Origin of the sequence: uncultured Treponema sp. (assembly GCF_946187725.1) — a bacterium.
Taxonomy (GTDB): Bacteria; Spirochaetota; Spirochaetia; order Treponematales; family Treponemataceae; genus Treponema_D.
The window spans coordinates 14793-41162 of sequence record NZ_CAMHSK010000001.1 but is presented as its reverse complement, the minus strand read 5'-3'; the positions used below and the strand labels follow the sequence as shown (position 1 = coordinate 41162).

Genomic DNA, 26370 nt, shown 5'->3' with positions numbered 1-26370 from the left:
CGTCGCAACTTTGTTGCTTAGCCCGACGGCACGAATGTGCCGTACCGCCCTATTATTTTACTTCGCTGTCGTCAACGATAACTTTCTTCAAGTGCCAGATGTCGCGGACATAATCCTCGATTGTACGGTCACTAGAGAATTTACCAGCGTTGGCGATGTTGATGAGAGCCTTCTTTGCCCAGCCTTTTTTGTCCATGTAAGCTTTTGCAAGCTCTTCCTGTGCCTTACAGTATTTGTCGAAATCTGCAAGAACATAGTAAACATCTGGACGCTGACCTTCAACACCGTAAACAAGTGAATCATGCAATTCCTTGAAAATCTGGCGGCTTGGGTCGTAAGTGCCATCGATAAGCTGCTCGACAACTTTTTCGAGGCGTGGGTTGCGCTCAAGATACTGCTGCGGGTTGTATGAGTGCTCTTCTTCCATTTTGAGGATTTCTGGAGTTGTGAGACCGAATACGAATCCGTTCTCTTTTCCAGCTTCCTCGAAAATCTCGATGTTAGCACCGTCAAGTGTACCCATTGTGAGTGCACCGTTGACCATGAACTTCATGTTTGAAGTACCAGAAGCTTCCTTACCTGCTGTAGAAATCTGCTCTGAGACATCTGCTGCCGGGAAAATCTTTTCTGCTACAGAAACACGGTAGTTCTCGATGAATACGACGCGGAGTTTTCCACCGATTCGGCGGTCGTTATTTACGCGCTCAGCAACTGTATTAATGAGTTTGATGATTGACTTTGCACGGCGGTAGCCAGAAGCTGCCTTTGCACCGAAGATGAAAGTTCGGTTTGGTGCATTGTATGTCGGGTCCTCAATGATTCGGTTGTAGAGATACATGATGTGCAGAATGTTGAGAAGCTGTCGTTTGTACTCGTGAAGTCGTTTAACCTGAACATCAAAGATTGAATCCGGGTCAAGGAATTCGTTCTGTTTGTGCTTGAGGTAATCAACCAAAGCCTCTTTGTTGTGGCGTTTGATTGTGATGAGTTCTTCGAGTGAAGCGTCATCATCAGCGAATTTCTCAAGTTCCTTGAGTTTTGTCAAATCTTTTTCCCAGCCGTGACCGATTCGTTTTGTAATGAAGTCAGAAAGCTCTGGGTTAGCGCTCAAAAGCCAGCGGCGCTGTGTGATACCGTTGGTCTTGTTGTTGAATTTTTTAGGATAAAGCTCGTACCAGTCTTTAAGTTCCTGCTTTTTGAGCAAGTCTGTGTGGAGGGCAGCAACACCGTTTACGCTGAAACCTGCGTGGATTGCAAGCCATGCCATGTAAACCTTTCCGTCATGGATAATTGACATGTGGTTGTGCTTTGAGTAGTCGCTCGGATATTTTGCACGAAGCTCAATCATGAAGCGGCGGTTAATTTCCTCAACAATCTGGTAGATTCGTGGGAGCAAGCCCTGGAAAATTGCGATATCCCACTTTTCGAGTGCTTCTGCAAGGATTGTGTGGTTTGTGTATGCAAATGTCTTCTGAACGATATCCCATGAAGCATTCCAGCCCAAGCCGTACTCGTCCATGAAGATTCGCATAAGCTCAGGGATAGCAACAACAGGATGTGTATCGTTGAGCTGAATGACATGGAGTTCCGGGAAGCGAGTGAAATCAGTACCATAGTTGGCAACAAAGTGATGTACCAAATCCTGTAATGAAGCAGATGTAAAGAAGTACTGCTGCTTGAGGCGGAGTGCCTTACCTGTTGGGCCTGAATCGTTCGGATAAAGAACGCGGCTTACATTTTCTGCACTGTTCTGTCGGAAAACAGCCTCGTTGTAGCGCATATCATTGAAGAGCTGCAAATCGAAGCCGTTCGGTGAAGATGCCTGCCACAATCGGAGAGTATTTACAGTGTTTGTGTCGAAACCGACGATTGCGATATCGTAAGGAGTAGCTGTTACTTCTTCTGCATTTTCGATATAGAAGCGGTCCTGACCATCCGGAGTTTTACCATATTTGATTTCGCCGCCGAATTTGACTGTTACAGCCAAGTCAGAGCGTTTGATTTCCCATGGATCGCGGTGTTTGAGCCAGTTGTCAGGATATTCAACCTGATATCCGTTTTCGATTTTCTGCTCGAACATACCATACTGATAACGGATTCCGTATCCGTGTCCTGGATAATCCAATGTTGCCAATGAGTCAAGGAAACATGCTGCCAATCGGCCAAGACCACCGTTTCCGAGACCTGCATCAGGCTCTTCATCTTCAATGAGATTGAAGTTGATGTTCATGTCTTTAAGAACTTTTTTTACTTCCTCTTTGATTCCGAGGTTGATGAGGTTGTTGCTCAAAGCGCGTCCCATCAAGAATTCAGCAGAAAGATAGTAGAGCTGCTTTGTTGGCTTCTTCTCATAAGCATTTCGAGTAGCCATCCAAGCCGGCATAATCAATTCCTGTACCGAAGCTGAAACTGCGTCGAACAAGTCGTGACTGTTTGCCTGAGAAATGTCTTTTCCGTACTGTCGGCGAAGACGAGCGGAAAGGTTCTCTCTGAATTTCTCTGCATCAAATTTCATGTGTTTTCTCCTTTTTAACTACGCTTCAGCGTCGTTACACATTTTATTTGCTTATTAAAACCAGGATGCTGTTTGCAACAAGCACACAGTGCTCCTGGGAATTTAAGTTTTCTTCTTCACCGCTCAACAAAATCGATGAACGGTTGGAAATTGAAGTATCAATTGCCCTGTACCATTTGCGCCCGCTTGAAGGCTTTGGCACGGTAATCGTCATGTCATGAATATCCATATTTATAGCGATGAAAAAATCATTGTCATCTTTGGGCAAGCCCGCAGCCTTTCCGCCAAGTCGGAACGCAAGATAACGGTTCATTTTCTTCCAGTCGGGAACAGTGCCGTCATAATTGAACCAGCTGATGTCTGGAGGCTCATTGAACTGACTTGTGGAAGCCCCGCCAAAGAAAGTCCGGCGATGGAAAACAGGATGCTGATTTCGCAAAGCGATTAATTTTTGAACGAACTCAAGTATCTGGGAGTTGTTATTTAAATCTTCCCAATTGAACCATGAGGTCTCGTTATCCTGACAGTAGGCGTTGTTATTGCCCCCTTGAGTACGACGCACTTCATCACCAGAAAGTATCATTGGAACACCCTGAGAAATCAAAAGTGTCGTAAAGAAATTGCGGATTTGCTGGGCACGCAGGTTTTCGATTTTTGGATTTACGGTAGGTCCTTCGTAACCATAGTTGTAACTCATATTGTTGTCATTGCCGTCACGATTGCCCTCGCCGTTGTCCTCATTGTGCTTACCGTTGTAAGTCACCAAATCATTGAGAGTAAATCCGTCATGAGCGGTAATGAAGTTAATTGAGTGAATTGGTCCTCTGCCACTAAGAGCGTAGATGTCGTTAGAACCTGCGATTCTCGTGGCCGCCTCATTCGCAATGAATTCATCGCCACGGATAAAACGGCGGATTCCGTCGCGGTAGTGGTCATTCCATTCGCACCATCTTCCGCCCGGGAAATTACCGATTTGATAACCGCCGCCACAATCCCACGGCTCAGCGATAATTTTTGTGTTACGCAAGATAGAATCTTCTGCAATTCGTTTGGCTATTGGCGCATTGTCGCAGATGAAGCCCTTTTCATCGCGGCACAATTCGCTCGCCAAATCAAAACGGAAGCCGTCAACATGCATTTCAAGAACCCAATAATGCAGACAGTCGATGATGAAATCCTGCACGACCGGATGATTTGCATTGACCGCGTTACCACAGCCAGAATAGTTCATGTAATATTCTTTGTGGTCTGGTACAAGGTGATAGAAGATTTTGTTGTCAAAGCCCCGGAAATTGAGAGAAATGCCGTTTTCATTGCCTTCAGCAGTATGATTGAAAACAACATCGAGAATGACTTCGATTCCTGCATTGTGAAGGGCTTTTACCATGTCCTTGAATTCACGCACGCAGCCACCGGGAGTTCTGTCACTGGAATAAGAGCATTTTGGAGCAAAGAATCCGATTGTGCTGTAACCCCAGTAGTTTTTCATTCGGGCACCAGTACGCGGATTGATGTTCGTATTTTCGTATTCGTCAAATTCCATGATTGGAAGAAGCTCGACGGCAGAAATTCCAAGCGACTGAAGATAAGGGATTTTTTCGATTAAACCACGGTATGTTCCAGGATGCTCAACTCCAGAAGAAGGAGATGCGGTGAATCCTTTTACATGCATTTCGTAGATGATTGTTTTTTCAAGAGGAATTGAAAGAGGTTTGTCATCTTCCCAATCGTAATCTTCATCATCAACGATTACGCATTTGGGCATACGCTCCATGTATTTGTCTTTGCCGGGAAGCATATATTTGAAAACAGAACCTTCAGAAAAAGCCTTTGCCCTGGGGTCAAAAAGAGATTGCGTTTTATCGAACCTGTGACCTCTGCTTGGAGTAAATGGGCCTTCGACACGATATAAATACAAATCTCCTGCTTTTAAACCTTCAACAAAAACATGCCACATATCACCAGTACGGTTTTTGTCAGGAGTCAACTCAATCGTATAATACGGTGTTGCGTCCTCGGCGGAAGCATATAGTTCGAGATATATTTTTTTGGCATTCCGACTGAAAACAGTGAAATATACACCCTTGGGTGTAACGGACGTTCCCATTCGCATGGGGCGGCCCGCTTTAGTTCGAATCGAATCCATATCACATTATTTTAACAAATTCGCGCGAAAAATTAAAGATGGAATTCAGACAATCATACGATAGTCATAGATTTTATAGAAAAAATTTGTATTCAATCGTGAAATCTTGTATAATTTTCCAATAAAAAAGACAAAAGCTGTTTCAAAAATCAGACAAATTTTGGAGCTTGCTAGATTTTATTTTAAGGAATGTTTTATGGATAAACTTCGAGTATTATTGGCAAAAGGCAGAATTTACGAATCTGTTTACGAACTTTTGAGCGATGTAGGTATTTCCCTCAAACTTGCAGAACGAACTTATTTCCCTTCTACAAATCAGGACGACCTTGCATTTCAGGTTGTAAAACCGCAGATTGCAAGTGCACTTCTTGCTTCAAACAAAGCCGATGTCGGTTTCTCCGGCAAAGACTGGGTTTATGAAAACGGCGTTCAGGATGATGTCGAAGAAATTATGGATTTGGGATTTGACCCGGTTCGAATCGTTGCAGCAATTCCGAATACCGTAGATTTCGAAGCTCTCATTCAGGGCAAAGTCACAATCGCAACAGAATATCAAACCCTCAGCAAAAAATGGATTGCAGACAAAAAGATTGACGGAACAATTTTCCGAACATGGGGCACAAGCGAAGGTTTCGTTCAGGATAACGAAGATTCTTTGGCACAGATTTTGATTGACAACACATCGACAGGTTCAAGCTTGCGTGCAAACAACCTCAAAATCGTCGATACGCTCATGACTTCTTCAACAAGAATGTACGCATCAAAAGAAGCCCTCAAAGATCCTGCAAAAAAACAGAAAATCATGGAGCTCAAAATGCTCTTCGAATCTGTTTTGAACGCTCGTGGCCGCGTAATGCTCGAAATGAATGTCGCAAAAGACAAATTCGACGGCTTAATCAAGGCACTTCCTTCAATGAAGAGCCCAACAGTCAGCCCTCTCTTCGGTGATGACGGCTACGCAGTTAAAATCGCAGTCAAAAAGAGCGAAGTTCCAACCCTCTTGCCCAAATTACAGTCTCTGGGCGCAACGGACATCCTCGAATACGCATTGCGAAAAGTAATGATGTAAAGAATTAGCAGTGAGCAATCAGCAATGAACCCAAGCCCCTTAAAATCCCCGATTTGCTGAAAGGAGTTTTTTGTGAGAACAGCTACAATCGAACGAATCACTGGCGAGACTCAGATTTCGCTTACTCTTAATCTTGATGGCACTGGAAAGTGTAGCGTGGAAAACCCGATTGGGTTCTTTGACCACTTGCTCAAATCTTTCTGTAAGCACGGTCTTTTTGATTTGTCCGGCTCTATCAAGGGCGATTTAGATGTTGACCAGCACCACACAATCGAAGATACAGGCATCGTTTTGGGTCAGTGCTTCGGAAAGGCTCTTGGTGACTGTGCCGGCATTTTCCGAAGCGGCTCTTTCCTTTATCCGATGGATGAATCGCTTCTTCGTGCGGCAGTTGATTTTGGCGGACGACCATTTCTTGTCTGCAATGCAGAACTTTCAAATATTCCGCTCGTAAGCGTGCAGAACGGCAAGCAGGGAACTTTCCAGACCGATTGCTTTGACGATTTCTGGAACGGCTTCGTGCAGGCAGCAAAATGCAATCTCCATCTCGACACGCTGCGTGGCAGAAGCGACCATCACAAAATGGAAGGCTTGTTCAAGGCGGCTGCCCGTGCAATCCGCGCCGCAGTTGAAGTTGACCCGCGCCGTAACGGTGAAGTTCCTTCAACAAAAGGCGTTATCGTTTAAGGGGAACTTTCAGAAAATACTGCGGGAAGTGCAGATTAATCGCGATATGTGGTAATCGGCACTTGCCTAAGTTCCCTAAAATCTTTCTTTTCGTTATAATTCTCTCCTATGGTAATTGCTTCAATCGACATGAAAGACGGACATGTTGTCCAGCTCAAAAACGGAAAGGATTTGGTTCTCCAGAGAGACGATTCTGATTCTTTGATTTCTGATTTCAATAAATACGGCGAAGTTGCAATAATCGACCTTGATCAGGCTCTCCGCAACACAGACGAAAAGGGTAACACCAAGAATACAGCCCTGCTCAAATCCCTGCTCAGAAAAGGAAATGTCCGCGTTGGCGGTGGCATCCGCGATGTTAAAAAGGCCCGCGAGCTTATTTCTTTGGGAGCTGAGAAGGTCATCATCGGTTCTGCCGCATGGAATCCTTCTCCAAAGACTGGCGAATCTGTTCTTAACGAAGCATTTCTTGAAGAACTCTGCAAGACAATCGGAAAGCAGCGCGTAATTATTTCCGTTGATTCAATAGGCGGAAAGATTGCCGTCAAAGGTTGGACTGAGACAGTTGATATTCCTTTGATTGAAGGCGCAAAACAGGCTGAAAAATACTGCTCTGAGCTTCTTTTCACTTGTGTCGAAAAAGAAGGCTGTATGCAGGGAACTGACATGGACTCATGCAAGGCTTTGCGAGAAGCTGTCAGCTGCCGTGTCGTTGTTGCTGGCGGCGTAAATACTTTGGAGCAGATTGTTGAACTTGAAAAACTCGGCTGCGATGTTCAGCTTGGAATGGCTTTGTACACTGGCAAGGTAAGTCTCAAAGACGCTTTCATCGGCTGTCTCAATTTTGAGAAAGTTGACGGCATGATTCCAGTGATTGCCCAGAGCCCAAGCGGCGAAGTTTTGATGATGGGCTATTCTAACAAAGAAGCATTCGAAAAATCTTTTGCAACAGGAAAGCTCACTTTCTTCAGTCGCACGCGAAATGTTCTCTGGACAAAGGGCGAGACAAGCGGCCACTTCCTTGAGCTTCTCAAAATGCGCGTTGACTGCGACCGCGACACAGTTCTTGCAACTGTTATCCCGCATGGCGGAGTCTGCCACACTGGAAGTTTCACTTGCTTTAGTTCCGAAGCTGACGCAAAATCAAATCTAGAACGACTTTACGGCACGATTGCAGAGCGATTCGCAAATCCTCGACCGGGAAGCTATACCGCAACCCTCGATGCAAAACGAGTGCGCGAAAAGGTCATGGAAGAAGCCGAAGAGCTTTGCGATGATGCGGATTCAAAAGAAGAAGTCATCTGGGAAGCAGCGGACTTGCTTTACTTCGTGAGCGTTCTCATGTACAAAGAAGGCGTAAACTGGCAGGATGTCTACAACGAGTTGGACAGACGCCACAAAGAAAAATAATCGTACTTTCAGACCAGCGTTAGGGAGTGTAGCGCCGCGCAGCGTTCCGAAATGAGGGAGCAAGGCGACCGAATGCAGGAATGGAGCGAAAGCGGAAGCGCGAAAGACCCGACCGCCCGTGCGCAAGTACGGGCGGGAACGCCCACTATTTTCTCTCTAGTCAAGCACAAAATTTTCCGATACAATATTTAAGCCGTTTTTTGCTTGTGGGCAGATTTCGGCTCTCTGGAGAGTTCTCACGATGGGGTGAGACGCCGAAGGGTTAAAGCTATTACAGCCGACATCTCAGGCACAAAGGACAGGGCAAAAGTTCTATGTCACTCTTTGGAGAGTTTGTTTCGTTCCCGGGACAAACTCTATTTTATTTTAAAAGGATTTAAAAATGTTTGACAAAATCCTCAACTCTATCGACGATGTAGTATGGGGAATCCCGACCATCGCACTCATTCTTGCAAGCGGCTTGATTCTTACAATTCGAGCCAAAGGCTTGCAGTTCACAAAACTCGGCCGTGCTTTCAAATCAATTTTCAAAGAAAATGAAGGTCATGGTGAACTTTCTGGATTTTCCGCACTTTGTACGGCTCTTTCTGCTACAATCGGTACTGGTAACATCGTAGGTGTTGCAACAGCTATCGCAGCTGGTGGTCCTGGTGCGCTCTTCTGGATGTGGATTGCCGCAATTCTTGGTACTGCAACAAAATTCGCTGAATGTATGCTCGCAATCAAATACCGCGAAGTAAAGGAAGACGGTCATGTTTTGGGCGGACCGTTTTACACAATCGAAAAAGGTATGGGCAGCAAATGGAAGTGGCTCGCTGTTCTCTTTGCAGTCTTCGGCGTTCTTGCTGGTCTTCTTGGTATCGGTACAATGACACAAATCAACGGTATCACTTCTGCTGTAAACATGGCATTTGACCCGAACAATCAGAACATTGCTTTCACAATTGGTGAAAATTCTTACACTTGGGCAACAGTAATTGGCGGTGCAGTCGTAACAATTTGTGCAGCTCTCGTAATTCTTGGCGGTCTCAAACGAATTTCAAAGGTTGCAGAGAAAGTCGTTCCGGCAATGGCTGTAATCTATGTATTCCTCGGTATTTCAGTCTTGATTATGAACGCAACTCACATTCCGGCAGCATTTGCACTTATCTTCAAATCTGCATTCGGATTTAATGCTGTAGCTGGCGGTGCAATCGGCTGGACAATCAAACAGGTCACTGAATCTATGCAGAAAGGTATTGCACGAGGAATCTTCTCAAACGAAGCAGGTCTCGGTTCTGCACCAATCGCAGCTGCCCCGGTTCAGACAAAAGAGCCTGTTGAGCAGGGCCTCGTTAACATGACAGGAACTGTAATCGACACACTCATCGTTTGTACAATGACCGGTCTTGCAATCGTAATCGCACTTTGTAACCCGTCATTCAATTCTGAAGGACTTAAAGGCGTTCAGCTCACAGCGGCAGCGCTTTCATTCGACTTGGGCGGTGACGGCGTTTCGGTTCAGTTCTTGCTCATGCTTTGTCTTGCATTCTTTGCATTCACTACGATCCTTGGCTGGGACTATTACTCAGAAAAATGTCTGGAATACATAACAAACGGCAAAATGAAGCTCGTTTTCATCTACCGATTGATTTACATCTTCGCAATTGCAATCGGACCGTATTTTACAGTAAATTCAGTATTCACCATTGCTGATATTACAAACGGTCTTATGGCAATTCCAAACTGTATTTCGCTAATCGTTTTGAGCGGCGTAGTCGCAAAAGAAACCGAAAGTTACTTCAAACGATTCCCAACATTATAAAAAATTGTAACTAAAAGGGCTTTACGCCCTTTTTTTATATTATGGAGGAATTTAAATGAAAAAAATCATCGCTCTTGCTTTGGGTGCAGCAGTTTCTGCTATGCTCATTTCATGCGGCTCAACACCAAAACCAAAGGTTGTTGATATGTCAGCTTCAATCGCTACAGAGATTTTGGAACACAAAGGAACTGCCTGGGGTGTAGCACAGCCGGAATGGGTCGGAACAGTTCTTACAACACCGAACCAGAAAACACTCAAAAAAGCACTTGGCCTTTCTGACAAAAAAATCTGGGTTCTCACAAAGAACGGCTCAAACCTCGACTTCCTACAGACATGGGTCGATCAAGTAGATGCACGCGCAGAAATCGCAGCATCAATCAAACAGACAATCGGTGACAGAATCAAGGCAAGCATGGCTGGAACATCAGCAGATACAGATCTTGAAAAAACAATCGAACGCGAATCTGAGCGACTTGCCGTTACTTCAGTCGCAGGTCTTGAAAAAGAAACTGACTGGTGGACACGAAACCGCCGCCTCAAGGATGGTCTTGAAAAAGGTGAAGATACCAGCGACTACATCACACAGTATAGCTACATGGTTGTCTATGCAATGGATGAACAGCTCTTCACTCAGCAGTTGAGCAACGGCTTCAAGAACATCAAAGACATCGATGTTTCAAATGAACTTCAGGAATCAATCAAAAACGACTTGGTTGAGCAGTCAAAAATCCAGACAGCTGACTTAGAATAGAATTCTTATCAAAACTGTTCTGAAAACTTTTAATGGGAAGTACGGGTTAATCGCTACAAGTGACAATCAGCACTTCCCTTAATTTTCTGTACGACTCTAAAATCATATTTTGAAAAAACTTTTAACCATTCTTTTCATTTTCACGATTTTTTCTCACAACATTACCGCCCAGTCTGAAAGCGAATCTGGTAATTTTTCAGCACGAGACATTGTGATTGCGGCAGGTGATGTCTTTTTAATTAATATCGGTTTTAATAGCGGTGCCAGAATCATTCTTCAGGAAGATTATGCCGAAATAAATCTTTCCACAATGAACGAGAACCTTCACAAAAACTGGTGCTGGGATAAAGACGGATTCTTTATGAATCAGTTCGGGCATCCCTATCAGGGGTCGCTCTATTTTAATGCAGGTCGTTCAAATGGCCTCAATTTCTGGCAATCATTTCTTATTACGGCGGGCGGTTCCCTCATGTGGGAAGAATTTGGTGAAACAACTTGTCCTGCCGTCAACGATTTCATAACGACGCCGATTTGCGGTTCAATAGTCGGCGAAACTCTACATCGTCTTTACATTGATGCAAGTGAAATTTTTTATCCTTTGGGCTGGATTGTTTCACCAATGGATGCAATCAATACAATGTGCAAGGGAAAATCAACGCAGGTTTCCGGTCGCACAGAAGAAATCGACTTTATTTTTCATGGCGGCTCGGATTTTTCACATGTAGATTTTTCAAGCGAACTTGATTCTGAAACTGTAAAAAAAATCTCCGGCGGGCACGGAATGCACATTCAATATGGCCTCCCAGAAGCTCATGATACAAAAGAACCATTCGATTTGTTTACCGCAGATTTGGATTCAGGAATTTCATCCGATTTTTATAAAATTGAATTTTGCATAGACGGATTTCTGTATTCGCGCGCCCTCTATTTTGAGGAAAGTCAGGGCACGCTCGGTCTGAACTTGATTTATGAGGGCGAAAAATCCAGCATCGCAGCCATTTCAAATGCCGCTTTAGGAGCAAAGTATCTTTATTCAATGCCTCTTTTTAATACAGACGGAAAATTCAATTTCTTTACGCAGTTGGACGGTATTTTCTTGGGAACACGAAGCCTCTATCGCCTTTCTCAAGACATCGAACTCAAACGAAAAAACAAAGAAGTTGACCGTATGAATCCGCCACGAACATATAATTTCGGTGCAGGAGTACTTTTAAAATCAGGATTTTCCATCGGAAGTGAAAAACTTGGAACACTTTACGCAGAAGCTGAAATCAATTATTTGATTCCATATATTTATTCAAAACTCGATGAATCTGAAGCAACAAGCCATTTTGCTTTTCAGGCGAAAGCCTCTTATGAACACAAAATCAGCAATCATTTTTCACTCGGTTTGAACGACACTTTCATTTTTAAGGCCGATAAGTTTGCTCAAGAAGCAGATACCCGACAATTTATAAATACCGCTCAAATCTACGCAAAATTAATTTTTGCAAGGAAATAGCGGCAAGTGTTTATCAGCCTCACCTAGTTACTCAAATTCCGTTCTATGCTATAATTTCCCTATGGAAAAAGTGATTGATTGCAAAGGTGAGCCTTTACCTGTATTTGGAAAAGGTGTTGTAACATATTGTTCTGTTGAAAATGGTGCTTCTCCTAAAGGGAGCGTATGGCTTCTTAAAGTTCTGATGAATGACAGTCCGCTTCCTGTCGCGGGGCAATTTTATCTTTTACGCGCAGTAAAATCAGGTGTTTTGCTTGGGCGGCCAATCAGCATTTACATGTCAAAAAAAGCTGGAAACGGTGTCGCCCTTGATTTTCTAATCCTCAAAAAAGGTACAGGAACTCAGGAACTTTGTGCGCTCAAACAAAATGATCAGATTGAATTGATTGGTCCCTTGGGAAATTCTTTCCCGCAACCAAAAGCAGATGATAAAATTTGTATCGTAGGAGGCGGAATCGGCATTGCTCCTGTGGCAGGTTTTGCATCCACTCTTAGCGAAAAATCCTATGACTTCTTCGCGAGTTTCAAAAGCGGCTCGTATGGTCTTGAATACATAAACCCCGCAGAACTTACCGTCACCACGGATGACGGTTCCGTCGGAATTCACGGAATGTTACCGGCAGCCCTTAACGCTCAAATTCTCAAAGAAAAAGGCTACACGGTTCTTTATGCCTGCGGTCCAACCCCAATGCTTGCTTATTTACAGAAAATTTGTATTGAAGCGGGCGTTCAGTCTTATCTGAGCATGGAAAACCGCATGGCCTGTGGTGTAGGAGCTTGCCTTGGATGCACAATCACCACAACCGAAGGAAACAAACGCTGCTGTAAAGACGGTCCTGTTTTCCCGGGCGAGATTTTGAACTTCGAACCACCAAAATTTAAGGCAATCCGCAAAGAATCTCCAGTTTCAGACGCTGATATTGATTTAAGTGTTGAAGTCGCGGGCGTACGCTTTGAAAATCCAGTTATCGCGGCAAGCGGAACTTTTGGCTACGGTTCAGAATATTCGAGCATTTTCGATGTAAATTCTCTTGGCGGAATCTGCTCAAAAGGCCTCACGCTGCAAGCACGCCCTGGAAACACCGGCACCAGACTTGTTGAAACTCCATCAGGCTTAATAAACTCTATAGGTCTTGAAAATCCCGGAATTGCACATTTTATCAAACATGAATTACCTTCGATGCTTGCATTAAAGCCTGTCACAATCGCCAACCTTTCAGGCTCATCACTTGAAACTTATATTGAAGGCGCACGACTTCTTGAAAAAACAGCCGTTCCGATGATTGAACTTAACATAAGCTGTCCAAATGTGAAAGCCGGTGGAATGAGTTTTGGTATGCAAGCAGAGGCGGCAGCAAGCGTCACAAAAGCCGTACGGGAAGTGACAAAAAAGCCGCTCATGGTAAAGCTCACTCCGAACGCACCAGATTTAATCGGAATCGCAATGGCTGTCCGTGAAGCGGGAGCTGATGCGCTCAGCCTGGTAAACACTTTTCAGGCAATGTCAATCGACTTGCATACAGGCCGACCGGTATTTGATAACATTCGTGCAGGATTTTCTGGCCCGGCAGTAAAACCAATTGCACTCCGAATGGTCTATGATGTGGTTCAGGCAATGAATAAACTGCCCGAAAATGAACGAATTCCTGTTGTCGGCCTCGGCGGAATTTCATGCTGGCAGGATGCAGTAGAATTCCTGATGGCAGGCGCAGATGCAATACAAGTTGGAACAGCGACTTTCGCAAATCCAAACACAATGATTGAAATTGTAAATGGCTTACGAAACTTCATGAAAGAAAAGGGATTCAGAACAATCTCTGAATTCAAAGGAATCGCCCAGTAAAAAAAATACCGATTAACTCAAGTGCGAGCTAATCGGTATTTTTTTAGATTTCAATTATATTCCAAGTTCTTTTTTAGCATTAAGCAAGTCTGCGGTAGAATCTCGACAAGCCTTTCCTGCCGAGTCAGCGATGTCCTTCAAACAAAGGATTCCTGCATCACGCTTTTCAGCAAGCTCTTCATCTTTCTTCCATGCGCACAAAATGCCTCGTGAAGAATTTACTGCACCGCCAGCTTTATCAAGCAGAGTGGCGGCAATTCGTGCAGCCCCGCCTTGCGCACCATATCCAGGAATAAGGAAGAAAATATCAGGATAAGCATCCCTCAATGCTCTGGCATCGCTTTCTTCAGTGCAACCAACGACAGCTCCAACCGGCGAGCATGTCTGCTCTGGATAAAGAGTTTTGAACTCAGAAGAAATACGCTCAAGTTCAGCACCCGTTTTATCAAGAACCCGGCCGCCAGCCTTCAATTCCTGCTGTTCAATATCAACCATGCCAGGATTTGAAGTTCTAAGCAAAACGAAAATGCCTTTTCCTTCTTTTGCGCCCTGTGGTTTGCAATATTCTGTGAAAGGTTTGAGTGTATCAAAGCCCATGTAAGGATTAACGGTAATAATGTCAGTCTCGAATTCGCCAGAAAAATGTGCTCTTGCATAGGCTTTTGCCGTATCTGCAATATCACCGCGCTTGATGTCACTGATAGCGATAAAACCAGCCTCGTGAACTGCCTTTATTGTCTCAATGTACGCTTTTAGTCCTTCGATTCCCATTGCCTCATAATAAGCAATTTGAATTTTGAAACAACATGCAGATTTATCAGATGCAACCCGTTTTATGATTTCTTTATTGTAAGTCAGGATTGCCTCAACAGGAGTTTCAAAAGCCTTTAAAACCGATTCTGGAAGATAAGACGGGTCGGTGTCCAATCCTACGCAAAGAGGGCCGTTTTTGAGCGAAGTTTCCTGAAGCTGCTGCATTAAGTGTTTCATAAAAATCACCTCGAAATTCAAAATCTTTTTATAATTAAGCGTTTACTTCTATTCTCTGTTCCATTTGCCGTCTGTTGCAAAATATGACCACAAACCGACATTTCCCAATGATGCAGAAGTACTTGAAGTTACAGCTGAAGCAAAAATCGTTGCTTTAGTTTCGTTTCGCGAGGAATCAAGCACTAAAATTGAAGGAACTTCGTAATATGAAGAAAGTGTTGAAGCGGCATTTGTATCAAAATCTGCATTTCCCGCTGAAGGAACATTTTCTTTGAGTGATGTATGAACAATTCCGCTGTCTGTTCCGGCAAGAAGATAATCCGAAGTAAGTGCCATTGAATAAATCACATCACAATTCAAGCTAACTGATGTCCATGTAGAAGCATCTGCTGAATAGTAAACATAGTCGCTACTTGAATAATAGATGTAAGTTGCATCAGATTCCGGAGTTTCGTTAGTCGCCATTGCATACGCAGAACTGAAGTAAACAGATCCTTTAAAATAAGAACAAGAGCGTGACAGATAGGTCGGAACGGTTTTATTGTCATAGTCAGAAAAAGTCTTTCCTGTCGCAATACCACTTTCCTGAACCGTATCAGTTCGTTTGTTTTCGTCTGAAAGTTCTGTGGTACCGCTCAAATCCCAAATATCTGATCCATATCTGAAATAAGCCTTTCGGTTTGCAACTTTTGGAGTGTTTGTACTCATAAGAATTGCCGAAGCGCTGCCGTCATAAGATTTTGACCATATGTTTTTCCAGGCACTGCCGTCATAGCAGTAAAGATTTCGCTCTTTACCGACATTGTATCCATCATCATCTTTTTCGATTGTAATTGAAAGCGCGTAAAGATTTGAAGAATCAGCTGCAATCGAAAAAACAAAGCCTGACGGGGTTGGGAAATCGCCAAAAGTCATTTTTGTGCCAGCAAGAGTACCATCAATGCTTCTGTAAGAAATTTCACCGGTAGAGACAAAAACATGCTCTTTGCCATCAAGCGTATAGCGAACAATATTCTGAATGTCTCCGGTAATCTCCGCATCAGCGAGCTTTACTTCATCACGGATTGTATCAAAAATAACACCGTCACATGAGGAAAGCAGAAAGAATGAGGAAAATCCTGCAAGAGCAGAAATCAAAGTCTTTTTTATCGTTTTATGATTTTTCATGTTTCTTCCTATTTTATAAGACAATTTGAGCAATCTGATTTAGAAATGGTAGCGGGCCGAAACTACGAATGAACCGAAAAGTCCGTAATCATTATATTTCGGGTCATCATACCACTGCGGCATGTACATGTAATCTCCCTCAAGTCCGAAAGACCAGCTTGGCGTAGCACGGTAAAAAGCACCTGCCGAACCACGAAGAATCAAACCAGGAAAATAAGTGCGGCTCAGGTAGTTCTCCATTGCAGCACCAATTCCAATTGTGAGCGGAAATTCAAATCGTTTAAAGGTCGGCTGAATCGTTGTGTCTAGAACAAAAGGAATGTAAGTAAAGAGGTTTTCTCCGATTGTAGGATGATATCCAAAATACACATCAAGTCCGACAATCCACCAGTTTGTAATAAACCGATGATAACCAAGCATTCCCGAACCGCCAGTAGCAAGATTTCCATCGCGGAACAACGGGAAAGAACCGCCAAAATTAAGCGGGCAAGTCATCATAAGACCAATTTTTATGTACTGATCACCAGGTTCGTTGAGATTCAAAGTGCTTTTAATTACTACATCTTGATCTTCATTATCTTCTTCAACCTTAGGCTGCTCCTGATCAATGTCATCGTTGATGTCAACTTCTTCATCGTCCGCAAAAGCGAAACCTGAAATCAAAAAAAGCGCACAAAAAAGCGCAAGAAAGCGTTTCATAAATCCTCGGTGTGGTTTAAATAATAGATAGTAATTTTATCGAAAATAGAGTATATTTTCAATTCTTATAGAATAAAGAAAAGAATTACCAAGAGGTTACAAAATGAGCGCACAGATTATCGATGGAAAACAGATTGCTTTGGATGTACGGGCTGGAGTTGCAGAAAAAGTTGCCGCCCTCAAAGCAAAAGGCATTACCCCATGTCTTGCAGTCGTTCTCGTAGGTGAAAATCCTGCGAGCGTAAGCTATGTCACAGGAAAGCGCAAGGCACTCGCCGAAGCAGGCATGGCCGACCGAAGCGAAGTTTTACCAGAGAACACAAGCGAAGAAGACCTCCTCGCCCTCATCGATAAACTCAACAAAGACGACACAGTTCACGGAATCCTCGTCCAGCTCCCTCTTCCCAAACATATCAACGAAGACAAAATCATCATGGCAATTTCGCCAGAAAAAGATGTTGACGGCTTCCATCCGGTCAATGTCGGCAATCTTGTAATCGGCAAAAAAGCATTCCTTCCTTGCACACCGCACGGAATCATCGTTCTCCTTGAACGCATGGGAATCGAAACAAGCGGAAAGCACGCCGTTGTAATCGGTCGAAGCAACATCGTAGGAAAGCCGGTCTCACTTCTTCTTGCCCGTAAAGAAACAAACTGCACCGTTACAATCTGTCACACAGGCACAAAAAACATGGCAGAAATCACCCGCCAGGCAGATATTTTGATTGCTGCAAGCGGCCACCCTCACACAGTAACGGCTGACATGGTAAAAGACGGAGCCGTTGTAATCGACGTTGGCGTAAACCGAATCCCGGACAGCACGAAAAAGAGCGGCTTCCGCCTGATTGGTGACTGTGATTTTGACGACCTCAAAGAAAAAGCAAGCTACATCACGCCGGTTCCAGGCGGAGTCGGCCCTATGACAATCGCTATGTTGATGTACAATACATTAGAGGCTGCGGAGAATACGGTAAAATAAATGTTGAAAACTTAAAAACGGAGCTGAAAATGTTTAATGCTTTTTTAGATAAATTATTCGAAATTTCTAAAACAGGTAAATTCTTAGACCAAACTCAGAAACTTTCCGAGTATGTAGATTCTTTGGATAACACTGCTATAAAAAATATCGTAAAAAATATTGGTACGATTCCTGAAAATATAAAAGCAAGTTCCTCAGAAGAAAAATTATTCTCAAAAGCATCTGATATAATTCTTGCAAAGTGTTTTAGACTTTTGGGTATGGATTCTCGTGCAATTTCTGAGCGTGGTGACAGTGCGGATGTTGTTGCAAAAAGTTTTTATCATGGATATAGCCTTGTTGCTGATGCAAAATGCTTTCGTTTAAGCAGAACTGCAAAAAATCAAAAAGATTTCAAAGTTGCAGCGTTGAGCGATTGGAGAGGTGCAGACCATGAACATGCTGTTTTAGTTTCGCCTTATTTTCAATATCCAAAAGAAGAAAGTCAGATTTATAAGACAGCACTTGATAAAGATGTGTGTCTTTTATCTTGGGAGCATATTTCGATTTTGCTTGAGCAAAATAAAAAGGAAAATGAGAATTTCTCTTTAGAATCAATCTGGCAAAGTTCGACAAGAATTTCTCGTGATTCGACTTTTGCATATAAAAATGCAAAAAATTGTTTTTTGCCAAAAGTAAATGAATTTATTGCAGCAAAACTTAATATTGACTTGCCAGAGTTTTATAAGATTCTTGATTCGTATAAATATGTGATAATAAATCGAGCTCATGATGAAATAAAATATTGTGTGGAAAAACTTGACAATATCAGGAATTATACAAAAGATCAGGCAATTAACGAGCTTATAAAAGAAACGAAACTTGAAGAGAAAATTTCAGTCATCACAGATTATATTTCTTCTTTAGGGGAAAAAGATGAATAGAGTGGAGCTTGGAGATTCAATCCAGCTTATAAAGACGATTGGAGACGAAACAATTCATTTAATTCTCTCTGATATTCCTTATGGAATTAACTATGATGATTGGGATGTTCTTCACTCTAATACAAATTCAGCTTTACTTAAAGAAAATCCTATTGAAAAGCAAGCACATGGAATTTTCAAGAAACGTGGAAAACCTCTGAATGGTTGGTCAGAGGCTGACAAGAATATACCGCAAGAGTATTATGATTGGTGTAAGTCTTGGGCTGGTGATTGGTACAGGGTTTTGAAGCCCGGGGCAAGTTGTTTTATATTTGCTGGAAGAAGAATGGCACATCGTTGTATTTGTGCTCTTGAAGATTCTGGTTTCATTTTTAAGGATATGATTTCTTGGGAAAAAGATGCCGCTGCATATCGTGCACAGAGGGTTAGTTGTGTCTTTGACAGAAGAAATGATTTTGAGAATTCCCAAAAATGGTCAGGTTGGAAAGTTGGTAATCTTCGCCCCCTTTTCGAGCCCATCTTGTGGTTTATGAAACCTTATCCAATCGGAACAACATTGACAGATAATATTCTCAATTACAATTTGGGCGGATATAATGAATATGCACTAAAAACTTCCGAAACGCTGAATGAAGGGTTGGAAGTTTGTTCAAATATACTGAAAGTCAAAACTCAAAAATCTGACAGAGGCTTGCATCCAACACAAAAAGCTGTAAGCTTAATGGAGATATTGATAAAGATGGTGACTTTAGAAGGTCAAACTGTTTTAGACCCATTCTGTGGTTGTGGAACGACATTGGTTGCAGCAAAAAATCTTAACAGAGATTATATTGGATTTGAGATAAATCCAATATATTATGACAATATTTTAAAACGACTTAATCAATAAAATAGGCATTTATGATAGATATTCAGTCAACCCAAGATACACGCGAAGTTCCTCTGCAAAAAGTCGGTGTTAAAAATGTCCGCTATCCGATTCAGGTTTTGGACAAGAACCATAAGGTTCAGTCAACAACTGGCACGGTAAATCTTTTTGTCAATCTGCCGCATAATTTCAAGGGCACTCACATGAGCCGCTTTATCGAAGTCTTCCACAAGCACCACAACGACATTTCGATGAACAATTTTCTTGAAATGCTCGAAGAAATTCGTGCAAAGCTGGACGCGGAGCGTGCTTTCGGGCGAATCACATTTCCTTACTTTATCGAAAAATCCGCCCCGGTTTCAAAATCCGCCGGCCTCATGGAATACACATGCTCGTACGAGGGGGAAGTGAAAATTAGCAGTGAGCAATTAGCAATTAGCAATGGGGAGGGGGAAAGTCTTCCCCCTGGGGTTCAAGCTTCGCTTTCACCCACACCCCCTTCTCCTAGGGGCAAAGCCCCTAAAACCCCAGTTTATTCAAAATTCTTCATTTCAATTAAAGTACCGATTGCAACGCTTTGTCCTTGCTCTAAGGCAATTTCGGAATACGGTGCGCATAATCAGCGTGGATTTGTGAAAGTCAAAGTGCTTTACAGCAAATTTTTCTGGATTGAAGATGTAATTTCGATGATTGAGGAATGTGCATCGACTCCGCTTTATTCAGTTTTGAAAAGGCAGGACGAAAAATTCGTTACGGAGCACGCATACGACAATCCGCGTTTTGTTGAGGATGTCGTTCGCGAGGTCTATCTTGCCTTAAAAAAAATGGACTTCAAATGGTTCACGGTCGAAGCCGAGACGGAAGAAAGCATACATTATCACAACGCATACGCTTATGCTGAATATGGGGAATAAGTGTTTCACGAGAATTACGAAGTAATTCTCGCTAGGATTGAGCTAAATTCTCTTCAGGGGAGTTTTGCCGAACAATTTCATCCACAAGAGCACGCACCAGATTTTTCTCATTTTCTGTCATTTCTGAAATTTTTCTGGCCATTTGCCTTATATCAGCAGAGAAAGTTTCGGAGGTTTCAAGATTTAACCGTTTTTCTGTTCCTGTAACTAAAAATTCTACGGAAACATTTAGGGCATCAGCGATTTTTACGGCGATATCGGCTGGCGGAATATTGCCTTTTTCTCGAAGATAATTATCAAGCGTCCGTTTATTGATACCTGTTTTTAAAGAAAGCTCTTTGACCAATATTCCTTGAAAGGAAAGCTCCGATTTCAGATTCTCTCTAAAGCCCATGCCTTATAATACTTTGATGTGCGTAATATGATTGAAAATTAGTTGGATTAAAGTTATACTTTGACACAGTTGTTAAATCCGCGTAGTCATATATTTGAATACGCGGATTTTTACACATAGGAGTTTATTATCATGAAAAAAATCGTATCATTGGTTGCAGTTGGAATCTTGATTGCTTCTACTGCGGTAGCTCAAGAGTCAGAAGCACTTTTTGACCAGAAATCTTTTGGCGTTCGTGGCTCGCTCGGCGCAAGTATATTGAACATCTCGGAAAAAGAAGAGCGCGAATTAGGAAGCATTTTAAGCTTGGTTGCTACTAGACTCTCTGGAACTACAGCATCTTATTCTGTTGATAATGATGCTGCCGGTACAGGAGGATTGGCTTTCTGGTGCAATCGAAATTTTACAAATTTTCCAGCCCTTGGTATTCAAGGTGAGATAGGCTTCCTTTTCAATAATGGAACAGAAATTAATGCCGAATCAAAAACTTATGATTCTGAAGCTGGTGTTGTAACTTTGGAAATGAAAGGCAAGATTTCTTATACGACGATGGAAGTTCCTATTCTGCTAACATATACCGTAAACAAGGGCGGTTTCTTTGAACTCATTCCGCACGGAGGATTTTATCTTTCTTTTCCGTTAGGAAAGTGTAAAGAAGATTTTGAGATTACGGCAAAAGGTGCAGGAAAAACAATTCCTTTATACGATGAAGGAACAAAAGACACAATCACTAATTCTGTTTTGTTTGGAATGGAAATTGGCGCTGATTTGGCAATTAATTTCTCAAAAACATCTGCTCTTGTCTTTAATACCAGATATATGCATGATTTTACAGAACTTGAAGTTGATAATGACGAAGTTGCATGTCGTTCTGTGTTCTTGCTTTCGGCAGGCTATCGCTACACCTTCTGATAATTCTTGCTTAACGCGCCAGGGATAGTAGTGGCAGCCCGTTAGGGCTGTTCCGTAGCAAAGCGAAGGAATGGAACCACGGATAGCCCGACCGTCGCTTCATGCGACGGTGGCGCCCAATTTTTAAATTTTCTATCGCAGATCCGGCGTGCGAATGAGGCGGACAAGCCGCCTCGTTCTGCAAGGAAGTTATTTAACTTCGCCAGACTGCTATCGCAAATCCGGCGTGCGAATCCAGTCCTGGTCGGTGTAGGTGCGGTTTTCGCCGCCCATGCTCCAGATGAAGGTGTAATTGCTTGTGCCGGCGCCTGAGTGGATGCTCCAGCTTGGGTTGATTACGGCTTCGTTGTTGTGCATTACGATGTGGCGTGTCTGCTGTGGTTCGCCCATGAAATGGAATACAACCTGATCTTCCGGGAAATCAAAATAGAAGTAAACTTCCATGCGACGCTCGTGTGTGTGAGCTGGCATTGTGTTCCAGACTGAGCCTGTCTCCAAGTGTGTCATGCCCATTGAAAGCTGGCAGGTGTCCAAAACAGACGGATGAATGTACTGGTTGATTGTGCGGTCGTTTGACTCAGCGGCTGAACCCATGTGAATGTGATTTGCCTGTTCATAAGTGATGATTCGGCTTGGGTATGTGCAGTGAGCCGGAGTTGAATTCATGTAGAATTTTGCTGGTTTTGACGCATCTTTTGAAGCCAATGTAACTTCTTTTGTTCCTGCTCCAAGATAAAGTGCATCATAGTGTTTTACTTCGTAAGTTGTACCGTCAGCAACAACAATTCCGTCACCACCGATGTTAATCATGCCGAGTTCCCGTCTCTGCAGGAAGAAATCAACACCAAAATCTTTCATCGCATCAATATTTTTGTCGAGGCGAATTGTCTCATCTACAGGCATTGCGCCCAAAGTCACAATTCTGTCGATGTGGCTGTAAACGGCAGTAACATCATTTTTGATGAAAATGTTTTCGATGAGGAATTCCTCACGCATTTCTTCTGTAGTCATTCTTTTGAACGGCTCTTTTCCTGTTGAATAACGAATGTCCATTTTTAGTCCTTTTTAGATTTCGATGAATCGTCTGATGAGAATGCTTCTTTGAAACCTTTATCAAAAGCTTTGGCTGCTGATTCAATCTGTTTGCCCAGTTCACCAAGAGCCTTTCCAGCTTCTTCAAAGCCTTCTGTTGGATTATCTGATTGTGCACTCTTTTCAGAAGATTTTGTTGCCGAATTTTTGTCTTTTGCTGACTTTTCGACTGGCACTTCAGTGTCATCAGCCTTGCCGGAAGCAGCGAGTGGAATTGCACAAATCATAAAAACAGAAACAGCTGATAAAAACAGTTTTTTTGCGATTTTCATATAAAAACCTCATTAAAATTAAGTTTTGCGGGTCGATTCAAACAACTAAAGATTTCTGACCCCAAAGTCCAATATAGCAAAGAAATTGCCGTATCTGCAAGACAAAAACAATTTTCTTTACAATTCTTAAAATTCTCTGGTAAAATGTTTAATACCACCTTAACCATAAGTGAGGATATTTTATGAAGAACAGAGGCCTCTCTTTCAAATTTACACTCATGTTTGTGGGATTCACGCTGGCCACTCTTATTCTTACTTCCCTGCTTTCATTTTACAGTCAGATGCACATATACAAATCCCAAAAGGAGGAAAGTCTTCAGAAAGTTGCAGTCTATCTTGAAAAACTTCTTGTAACCGATGGCGAAGAATTTCTTCTATTTAATCAATATTTTATCGAACACGCGTCAGAATTCAAAATTCCTATCGATTTTAACTGGGACACCGTAGAACAAGACCGTGTGCGGTACGAGACGCTTTTTCAGCAGCAGAATCCAGGAAAAGTTCTTGGACAGACAGTTTCTTTTGACGAGCTTTCCGACGAATTAAAGCATATTTTCACGCAGTACAATTTTGAATATTACCGGATGCTTTTTGATGAGGTTCAAGACACTTTTGGAATCATTTACGCATACTATCTGATTCCAACTGGAGAAAAGGGGCACATGTACTGGGTTCTTGATGCAATTCGCGAACCTGTTGAAAAAGACGGTGAAACTTACATGAATCTTTGCATCGATGTACCAAATTCCGAAGAAGGATATCCTCTGATGTGGGAAGCATGGTATTCAGGAAAAAGCCCGCGTGGCTACCATATTTACAACAACGAATACGGAAAAACTTACGCATATTATGCACCTCTTTCTGTCAAAGAAAAAACAATCGGCGTAATCGGTGTAGAAGTAGAAATTGAAAATGTAAACCATGAAATTCTAATCGATACGCTCAAGCAAATGCTTGTAACTGGAAGCATACTTATCCTTTCAATGAGCCTCCTTCTGGTCATAATCCGCGTACTCTACATAAAGAAGCTGGTTAAATTACGCAATTTTGTTGAAGAATATTCCTATGAAAAGAAACCTGAAATCACCAAAAAACTGAAGGCAGAAATTAAGAACAAGGATGAAATTTCCACGCTCATGGCAAAGTTCTCCGACATGATTTACGAACTTGAACTTTACATGCAGAATCTCAGGAAAACCAAAAAAGATTTACAGAAAACGCGCAAACAGGCAATCGAACTAAACGAACTTGCCTACAAAGATGCACTCACTGGAATCCGAAATAAAACCGGATATGACAGGGAAGTTATGTTAATCGAGTGGGAAATGGCGGAAGGCCTGCAGGAATTCGGAATTGCCCTAATCGACCTGAACTTCCTTAAAAAAATCAACGAAACCTTTGGTGACGATAAAGGAAATGCCGCTATCGTACTGCTTTCTGAAATCATTTGCCGCGTATTTGAGCATTCACCAGTATTCCGTCTCAAAGATGGCGAATTTGCAGTTGTTTTAAAAGACAGTGATTTAAAAAATATTACGGAACTCATAATTGAATTCCAGAGAAGGCTCGGTGATTTCCAGAAAAACCACCATCTTGAAGTCTGGCAGCGAGTTTCCGCCGCAATCGGATTTGCAATTTACGACCCAAATATCGACGCTGCATTCGAAAACCTATTTAAACGGGCCGAAGAAGCACTGCATGCCAACAAAAAAGAAATGAAGGCGCGTTTTCAGAATTTGACAAAGAGTGCCGATTAATCAAGGTAAGTGTTAATCACTACCCCCTAATTTTTTTGATTTTCTTAAAAACCTCAATTATAATGGTTTAAAGAGATTCCATGTAAACAGGGGTACAACTATGAAGAATCGCTCTCTCACTTTCAAATTCACGCTTATGTTTGCGGCATTCACTCTTCTGACGCTTATCATTAGTTCACTTCTATCCTACATCAATCAGACCAAACTTTACAAAACACAACGCGAAGAAAGCATTCAGTATGTGGCATCTTATCTTGATGACCTGCTTGTTACTGACGGCGATGAATTCATCTGGTATCAGAAATATTTTCTTGAACACTACAAAGAACTTTTAGTTCCTCACAGTTTTACAGCCCAGGACATTCCTGTCAGCAAAGCCAGATATGAGACGCTTTTTGCAAAGAATCATCCTGGAAAAGTTTTGGGACAAACCATCGCTTTTGAAGAGCTTGCAGAAGAAGTCAAAACAGCCTATGCCATTTACAAGCATGAGTATTATCTGGATAAATTTGAAAAATCACGCCAGCGATTCAACCTTATTTATGTCGAATACATTATTCCATTTCCATCAGCTGAAGAAGATTCACTGGACATAATGTACGCCCTTGATGCCATGCGTGATGAAAGAATCGTTGATGAAAAAAAATACATTGAGCTTGGAATTACCGTAACTCATAAGCGCGAAGAACACCAAAAAGAATTTGAAGCATGGCTCTCAGGTAAACGCCCCAAAGGTTACGATTCTTTTGACAATGAATACGGAAAAACTTATGCTTTCTATTCACCGGTCATAATAAACGGAGAAAAGCTAGGTGCCATCGGTGTTGAAGTTGAGATTGCCAAAGTCCACAAGGGAATTCTTTATGCCACGATTCAGCAGATGCTCATGATTGGCGTGGTCCTGAATCTCTTCATGTTTTTCCTTCTATTATTAATCCGCTCTAAATACATCAGAAAACTCATGAAAATCCGTGATTTCATCGAAGAATATTCAAAGACAAAGAAGACTGAAATCGCAGAGAATCTTACGCTGGAAATCACCAACAAAGATGAAATTTCCTCAATCATCGGGAAATTCACCGAAATGATTTATGAGCTTGACCGTTATATGAAGAGCCTGTCTCGTACAGCAATGGACTTGCAAAGCACAAGGCAAAAGGCAATGGAGCTGAGCGAACTTGCCACAAAAGACTCCCTCACTGGAATCCGCAACAAAACATCATACGACAAAGAAGTTCAAAAAATCGAATGGGAAATGTCTTGTGGCCTTACAGACATTGGTGTTGCCATGGTTGACTTGAATTTCCTCAAACGAATCAATGACACTTACGGCCATGCTAAAGGAAACATCGCAATCGTCTCTGTTTGTAAAATCCTCTGCAACATATTCAACCACTCTCCTGTCTTCCGAATCGGTGGCGATGAATTTGTAGTCATCTTAAAAGGCGAAGATTTGGCAAATGTCGAAGACCTTACCAATAAATTCAAGGCGAAAATCAAAGAACTTCAGGACAATACGGAACTTGAATATTGGGAAAGAACTTCAGCCGCAATCGGTTATGCTATCTTCAATAAAGAAATCGACTGCTCCTACGATAATATATTTAAACGAGCAGACAAAGAGATGTATACTAACAAAAAAGCAATGAAGGCTGTTCGGGAAGAATAAAGGCAAAC

Annotated in this window: 22 protein-coding genes and 1 riboswitch; of the genes, 14 read left to right on the top strand and 8 right to left on the bottom strand. The window is 42.4% G+C overall.

Annotated elements, in window-relative coordinates:
* Window positions 1–52: 52 nt before the first annotated feature.
* Entirely contained in the window at window positions 53–2515 is a 2463-nt protein-coding gene (locus Q0Q74_RS00185; protein ID WP_294427397.1) for a glycogen/starch/alpha-glucan phosphorylase, read from the bottom strand.
* Window positions 2516–2558: 43 nt separating this feature from the next.
* Entirely contained in the window at window positions 2559–4661 is a 2103-nt protein-coding gene (gene glgX / locus Q0Q74_RS00180) for a glycogen debranching protein GlgX (RefSeq protein WP_294427396.1), read from the bottom strand.
* A gap of 196 nt (window positions 4662–4857) precedes the next feature.
* On the opposite strand from glgX, the gene hisG reads away from it, so the two are divergent.
* The 7 genes from hisG (at window position 4858) to Q0Q74_RS00145 (ending at window position 13726) form a co-directional block, all read left to right on the top strand.
* On the top strand, window positions 4858–5730 hold the full coding sequence (gene hisG, locus Q0Q74_RS00175; protein WP_294427395.1) for an ATP phosphoribosyltransferase: 873 nt from the start codon (window positions 4858–4860) through the stop codon (window positions 5728–5730).
* Window positions 5731–5802: 72 nt separating this feature from the next.
* Window positions 5803–6417 (top strand): imidazoleglycerol-phosphate dehydratase, encoded by a 615-nt coding sequence (locus Q0Q74_RS00170; protein ID WP_294427394.1) that lies wholly within the window; start codon window positions 5803–5805, stop codon window positions 6415–6417.
* Between the two features lie 108 nt (window positions 6418–6525).
* Window positions 6526–7827 carry a bifunctional phosphoribosyl-AMP cyclohydrolase/phosphoribosyl-ATP diphosphatase HisIE gene (gene hisIE / locus Q0Q74_RS00165; protein WP_294427393.1) on the top strand — a complete coding sequence of 434 codons (1302 nt, stop codon included), beginning with the start codon at window positions 6526–6528 and terminating at the stop codon, window positions 7825–7827.
* A 215-nt stretch (window positions 7828–8042) separates the two neighbouring features.
* Window positions 8043–8139, top strand: a riboswitch (glycine riboswitch).
* 70 nt (window positions 8140–8209) lie between these two features.
* Window positions 8210–9631, top strand: a complete 1422-nt coding sequence (locus Q0Q74_RS00160; RefSeq protein ID WP_294427392.1) for a sodium:alanine symporter family protein — start codon at window positions 8210–8212, stop codon at window positions 9629–9631.
* A 55-nt stretch (window positions 9632–9686) separates the two neighbouring features.
* Window positions 9687–10382, top strand: coding sequence for a hypothetical protein (locus tag Q0Q74_RS00155; RefSeq protein ID WP_294427391.1), 696 nt, complete (start codon window positions 9687–9689; stop codon window positions 10380–10382).
* A gap of 109 nt (window positions 10383–10491) precedes the next feature.
* Window positions 10492–11883: a DUF3943 domain-containing protein gene (locus tag Q0Q74_RS00150; protein WP_294427390.1), complete on the top strand. Its 1392-nt coding sequence runs from the start codon at window positions 10492–10494 to the stop codon at window positions 11881–11883.
* 61 nt (window positions 11884–11944) lie between these two features.
* The gene (locus tag Q0Q74_RS00145) at window positions 11945–13726 is read left to right on the top strand and encodes a dihydroorotate dehydrogenase (protein WP_294427389.1); all 1782 of its coding nucleotides are present in this window, start codon (window positions 11945–11947) and stop codon (window positions 13724–13726) included.
* 54 nt (window positions 13727–13780) lie between these two features.
* Here Q0Q74_RS00145 and pyrF read toward each other — a convergent pair whose 3' ends face one another.
* Genes pyrF through Q0Q74_RS00130 form a run of 3 tightly spaced genes read right to left on the bottom strand, consistent with a single transcriptional unit; the run spans window position 13781 to window position 16582 of the window.
* Window positions 13781–14716, bottom strand: a complete 936-nt coding sequence (gene pyrF, locus Q0Q74_RS00140) for an orotidine-5'-phosphate decarboxylase (protein WP_294427388.1) — start codon at window positions 14714–14716, stop codon at window positions 13781–13783.
* Window positions 14717–14764: 48 nt separating this feature from the next.
* A complete protein-coding gene (locus tag Q0Q74_RS00135) occupies window positions 14765–15883 on the bottom strand; it encodes a hypothetical protein (RefSeq protein WP_294427387.1) in 1119 nt (372 codons plus the stop codon).
* Between the two features lie 39 nt (window positions 15884–15922).
* Window positions 15923–16582, bottom strand: a complete 660-nt coding sequence (locus Q0Q74_RS00130; RefSeq protein ID WP_294427386.1) for a hypothetical protein — start codon at window positions 16580–16582, stop codon at window positions 15923–15925.
* Window positions 16583–16685: 103 nt separating this feature from the next.
* Here Q0Q74_RS00130 and folD point away from each other — a divergent pair, with 103 nt between their 5' ends.
* From folD to Q0Q74_RS00110, 4 genes are read left to right on the top strand one after another with little or no spacing between them, the layout of a single operon-like run.
* Window positions 16686–17561, top strand: coding sequence for a bifunctional methylenetetrahydrofolate dehydrogenase/methenyltetrahydrofolate cyclohydrolase FolD (gene folD, locus Q0Q74_RS00125; protein ID WP_294427385.1), 876 nt, complete (start codon window positions 16686–16688; stop codon window positions 17559–17561).
* 29 nt (window positions 17562–17590) lie between these two features.
* Window positions 17591–18484 (top strand): HindIII family type II restriction endonuclease, encoded by an 894-nt coding sequence (locus tag Q0Q74_RS00120; protein WP_294427384.1) that lies wholly within the window; start codon window positions 17591–17593, stop codon window positions 18482–18484.
* On the top strand, window positions 18477–19373 hold the full coding sequence (locus Q0Q74_RS00115; RefSeq protein WP_294427383.1) for a site-specific DNA-methyltransferase: 897 nt from the start codon (window positions 18477–18479) through the stop codon (window positions 19371–19373). Before Q0Q74_RS00120 ends, Q0Q74_RS00115 begins: the two co-directional genes overlap by 8 nt.
* An 11-nt stretch (window positions 19374–19384) precedes the next feature.
* The gene (locus Q0Q74_RS00110) at window positions 19385–20266 is read left to right on the top strand and encodes a GTP cyclohydrolase I FolE2 (protein WP_294427382.1); all 882 of its coding nucleotides are present in this window, start codon (window positions 19385–19387) and stop codon (window positions 20264–20266) included.
* A 31-nt stretch (window positions 20267–20297) separates the two neighbouring features.
* On the opposite strand, the gene Q0Q74_RS00105 is transcribed toward Q0Q74_RS00110, so the two are convergent.
* Complete coding sequence (locus tag Q0Q74_RS00105) at window positions 20298–20660, bottom strand: helix-turn-helix transcriptional regulator (RefSeq protein ID WP_294427381.1); 363 nt, start codon at window positions 20658–20660, stop codon at window positions 20298–20300.
* Between the two features lie 132 nt (window positions 20661–20792).
* On the opposite strand from Q0Q74_RS00105, the gene Q0Q74_RS00100 reads away from it, so the two are divergent.
* Window positions 20793–21572 carry an outer membrane beta-barrel protein gene (locus Q0Q74_RS00100; RefSeq protein ID WP_294427380.1) on the top strand — a complete coding sequence of 260 codons (780 nt, stop codon included), beginning with the start codon at window positions 20793–20795 and terminating at the stop codon, window positions 21570–21572.
* A 210-nt stretch (window positions 21573–21782) separates the two neighbouring features.
* Here the strand turns inward: Q0Q74_RS00100 and kduI are convergent, their stop codons facing one another.
* Both kduI and Q0Q74_RS00090 read right to left on the bottom strand, forming a co-directional pair.
* The gene (kduI, locus tag Q0Q74_RS00095; RefSeq protein WP_294427379.1) at window positions 21783–22625 is read right to left on the bottom strand and encodes a 5-dehydro-4-deoxy-D-glucuronate isomerase; all 843 of its coding nucleotides are present in this window, start codon (window positions 22623–22625) and stop codon (window positions 21783–21785) included.
* Between the two features lie 2 nt (window positions 22626–22627).
* A complete protein-coding gene (locus Q0Q74_RS00090) occupies window positions 22628–22936 on the bottom strand; it encodes a hypothetical protein (RefSeq protein ID WP_294427378.1) in 309 nt (102 codons plus the stop codon).
* Between the two features lie 182 nt (window positions 22937–23118).
* Here Q0Q74_RS00090 and Q0Q74_RS00085 point away from each other — a divergent pair, with 182 nt between their 5' ends.
* Entirely contained in the window at window positions 23119–24693 is a 1575-nt protein-coding gene (locus tag Q0Q74_RS00085; RefSeq protein ID WP_294427377.1) for a GGDEF domain-containing protein, read from the top strand.
* A gap of 100 nt (window positions 24694–24793) precedes the next feature.
* A complete protein-coding gene (locus Q0Q74_RS00080) occupies window positions 24794–26362 on the top strand; it encodes a GGDEF domain-containing protein (protein WP_294427376.1) in 1569 nt (522 codons plus the stop codon).
* The last annotated feature ends 8 nt before the right edge of the window (window positions 26363–26370 follow it).

Coding starts and splice junctions, on each gene's coding strand:
- Q0Q74_RS00185 (WP_294427397.1), bottom strand. CDS start 2,515: ATGAAATTTGATGCAGAGAAATTCAGAGAGAACCTTTCCGCTCGTCTT.
- glgX (WP_294427396.1), bottom strand. CDS start 4,661: ATGGATTCGATTCGAACTAAAGCGGGCCGCCCCATGCGAATGGGAACG.
- hisG (WP_294427395.1), top strand. CDS start 4,858: ATGGATAAACTTCGAGTATTATTGGCAAAAGGCAGAATTTACGAATCT.
- hisIE (WP_294427393.1), top strand. CDS start 6,526: ATGGTAATTGCTTCAATCGACATGAAAGACGGACATGTTGTCCAGCTC.
- Q0Q74_RS00160 (WP_294427392.1), top strand. CDS start 8,210: ATGTTTGACAAAATCCTCAACTCTATCGACGATGTAGTATGGGGAATC.
- Q0Q74_RS00155 (WP_294427391.1), top strand. CDS start 9,687: ATGAAAAAAATCATCGCTCTTGCTTTGGGTGCAGCAGTTTCTGCTATG.
- Q0Q74_RS00145 (WP_294427389.1), top strand. CDS start 11,945: ATGGAAAAAGTGATTGATTGCAAAGGTGAGCCTTTACCTGTATTTGGA.
- pyrF (WP_294427388.1), bottom strand. CDS start 14,716: ATGAAACACTTAATGCAGCAGCTTCAGGAAACTTCGCTCAAAAACGGC.
- Q0Q74_RS00135 (WP_294427387.1), bottom strand. CDS start 15,883: ATGAAAAATCATAAAACGATAAAAAAGACTTTGATTTCTGCTCTTGCA.
- Q0Q74_RS00130 (WP_294427386.1), bottom strand. CDS start 16,582: ATGAAACGCTTTCTTGCGCTTTTTTGTGCGCTTTTTTTGATTTCAGGT.
- folD (WP_294427385.1), top strand. CDS start 16,686: ATGAGCGCACAGATTATCGATGGAAAACAGATTGCTTTGGATGTACGG.
- Q0Q74_RS00120 (WP_294427384.1), top strand. CDS start 17,591: ATGTTTAATGCTTTTTTAGATAAATTATTCGAAATTTCTAAAACAGGT.
- Q0Q74_RS00115 (WP_294427383.1), top strand. CDS start 18,477: ATGAATAGAGTGGAGCTTGGAGATTCAATCCAGCTTATAAAGACGATT.
- Q0Q74_RS00110 (WP_294427382.1), top strand. CDS start 19,385: ATGATAGATATTCAGTCAACCCAAGATACACGCGAAGTTCCTCTGCAA.
- Q0Q74_RS00105 (WP_294427381.1), bottom strand. CDS start 20,660: ATGGGCTTTAGAGAGAATCTGAAATCGGAGCTTTCCTTTCAAGGAATA.
- Q0Q74_RS00100 (WP_294427380.1), top strand. CDS start 20,793: ATGAAAAAAATCGTATCATTGGTTGCAGTTGGAATCTTGATTGCTTCT.
- kduI (WP_294427379.1), bottom strand. CDS start 22,625: ATGGACATTCGTTATTCAACAGGAAAAGAGCCGTTCAAAAGAATGACT.
- Q0Q74_RS00090 (WP_294427378.1), bottom strand. CDS start 22,936: ATGAAAATCGCAAAAAAACTGTTTTTATCAGCTGTTTCTGTTTTTATG.
- Q0Q74_RS00085 (WP_294427377.1), top strand. CDS start 23,119: ATGAAGAACAGAGGCCTCTCTTTCAAATTTACACTCATGTTTGTGGGA.
- Q0Q74_RS00080 (WP_294427376.1), top strand. CDS start 24,794: ATGAAGAATCGCTCTCTCACTTTCAAATTCACGCTTATGTTTGCGGCA.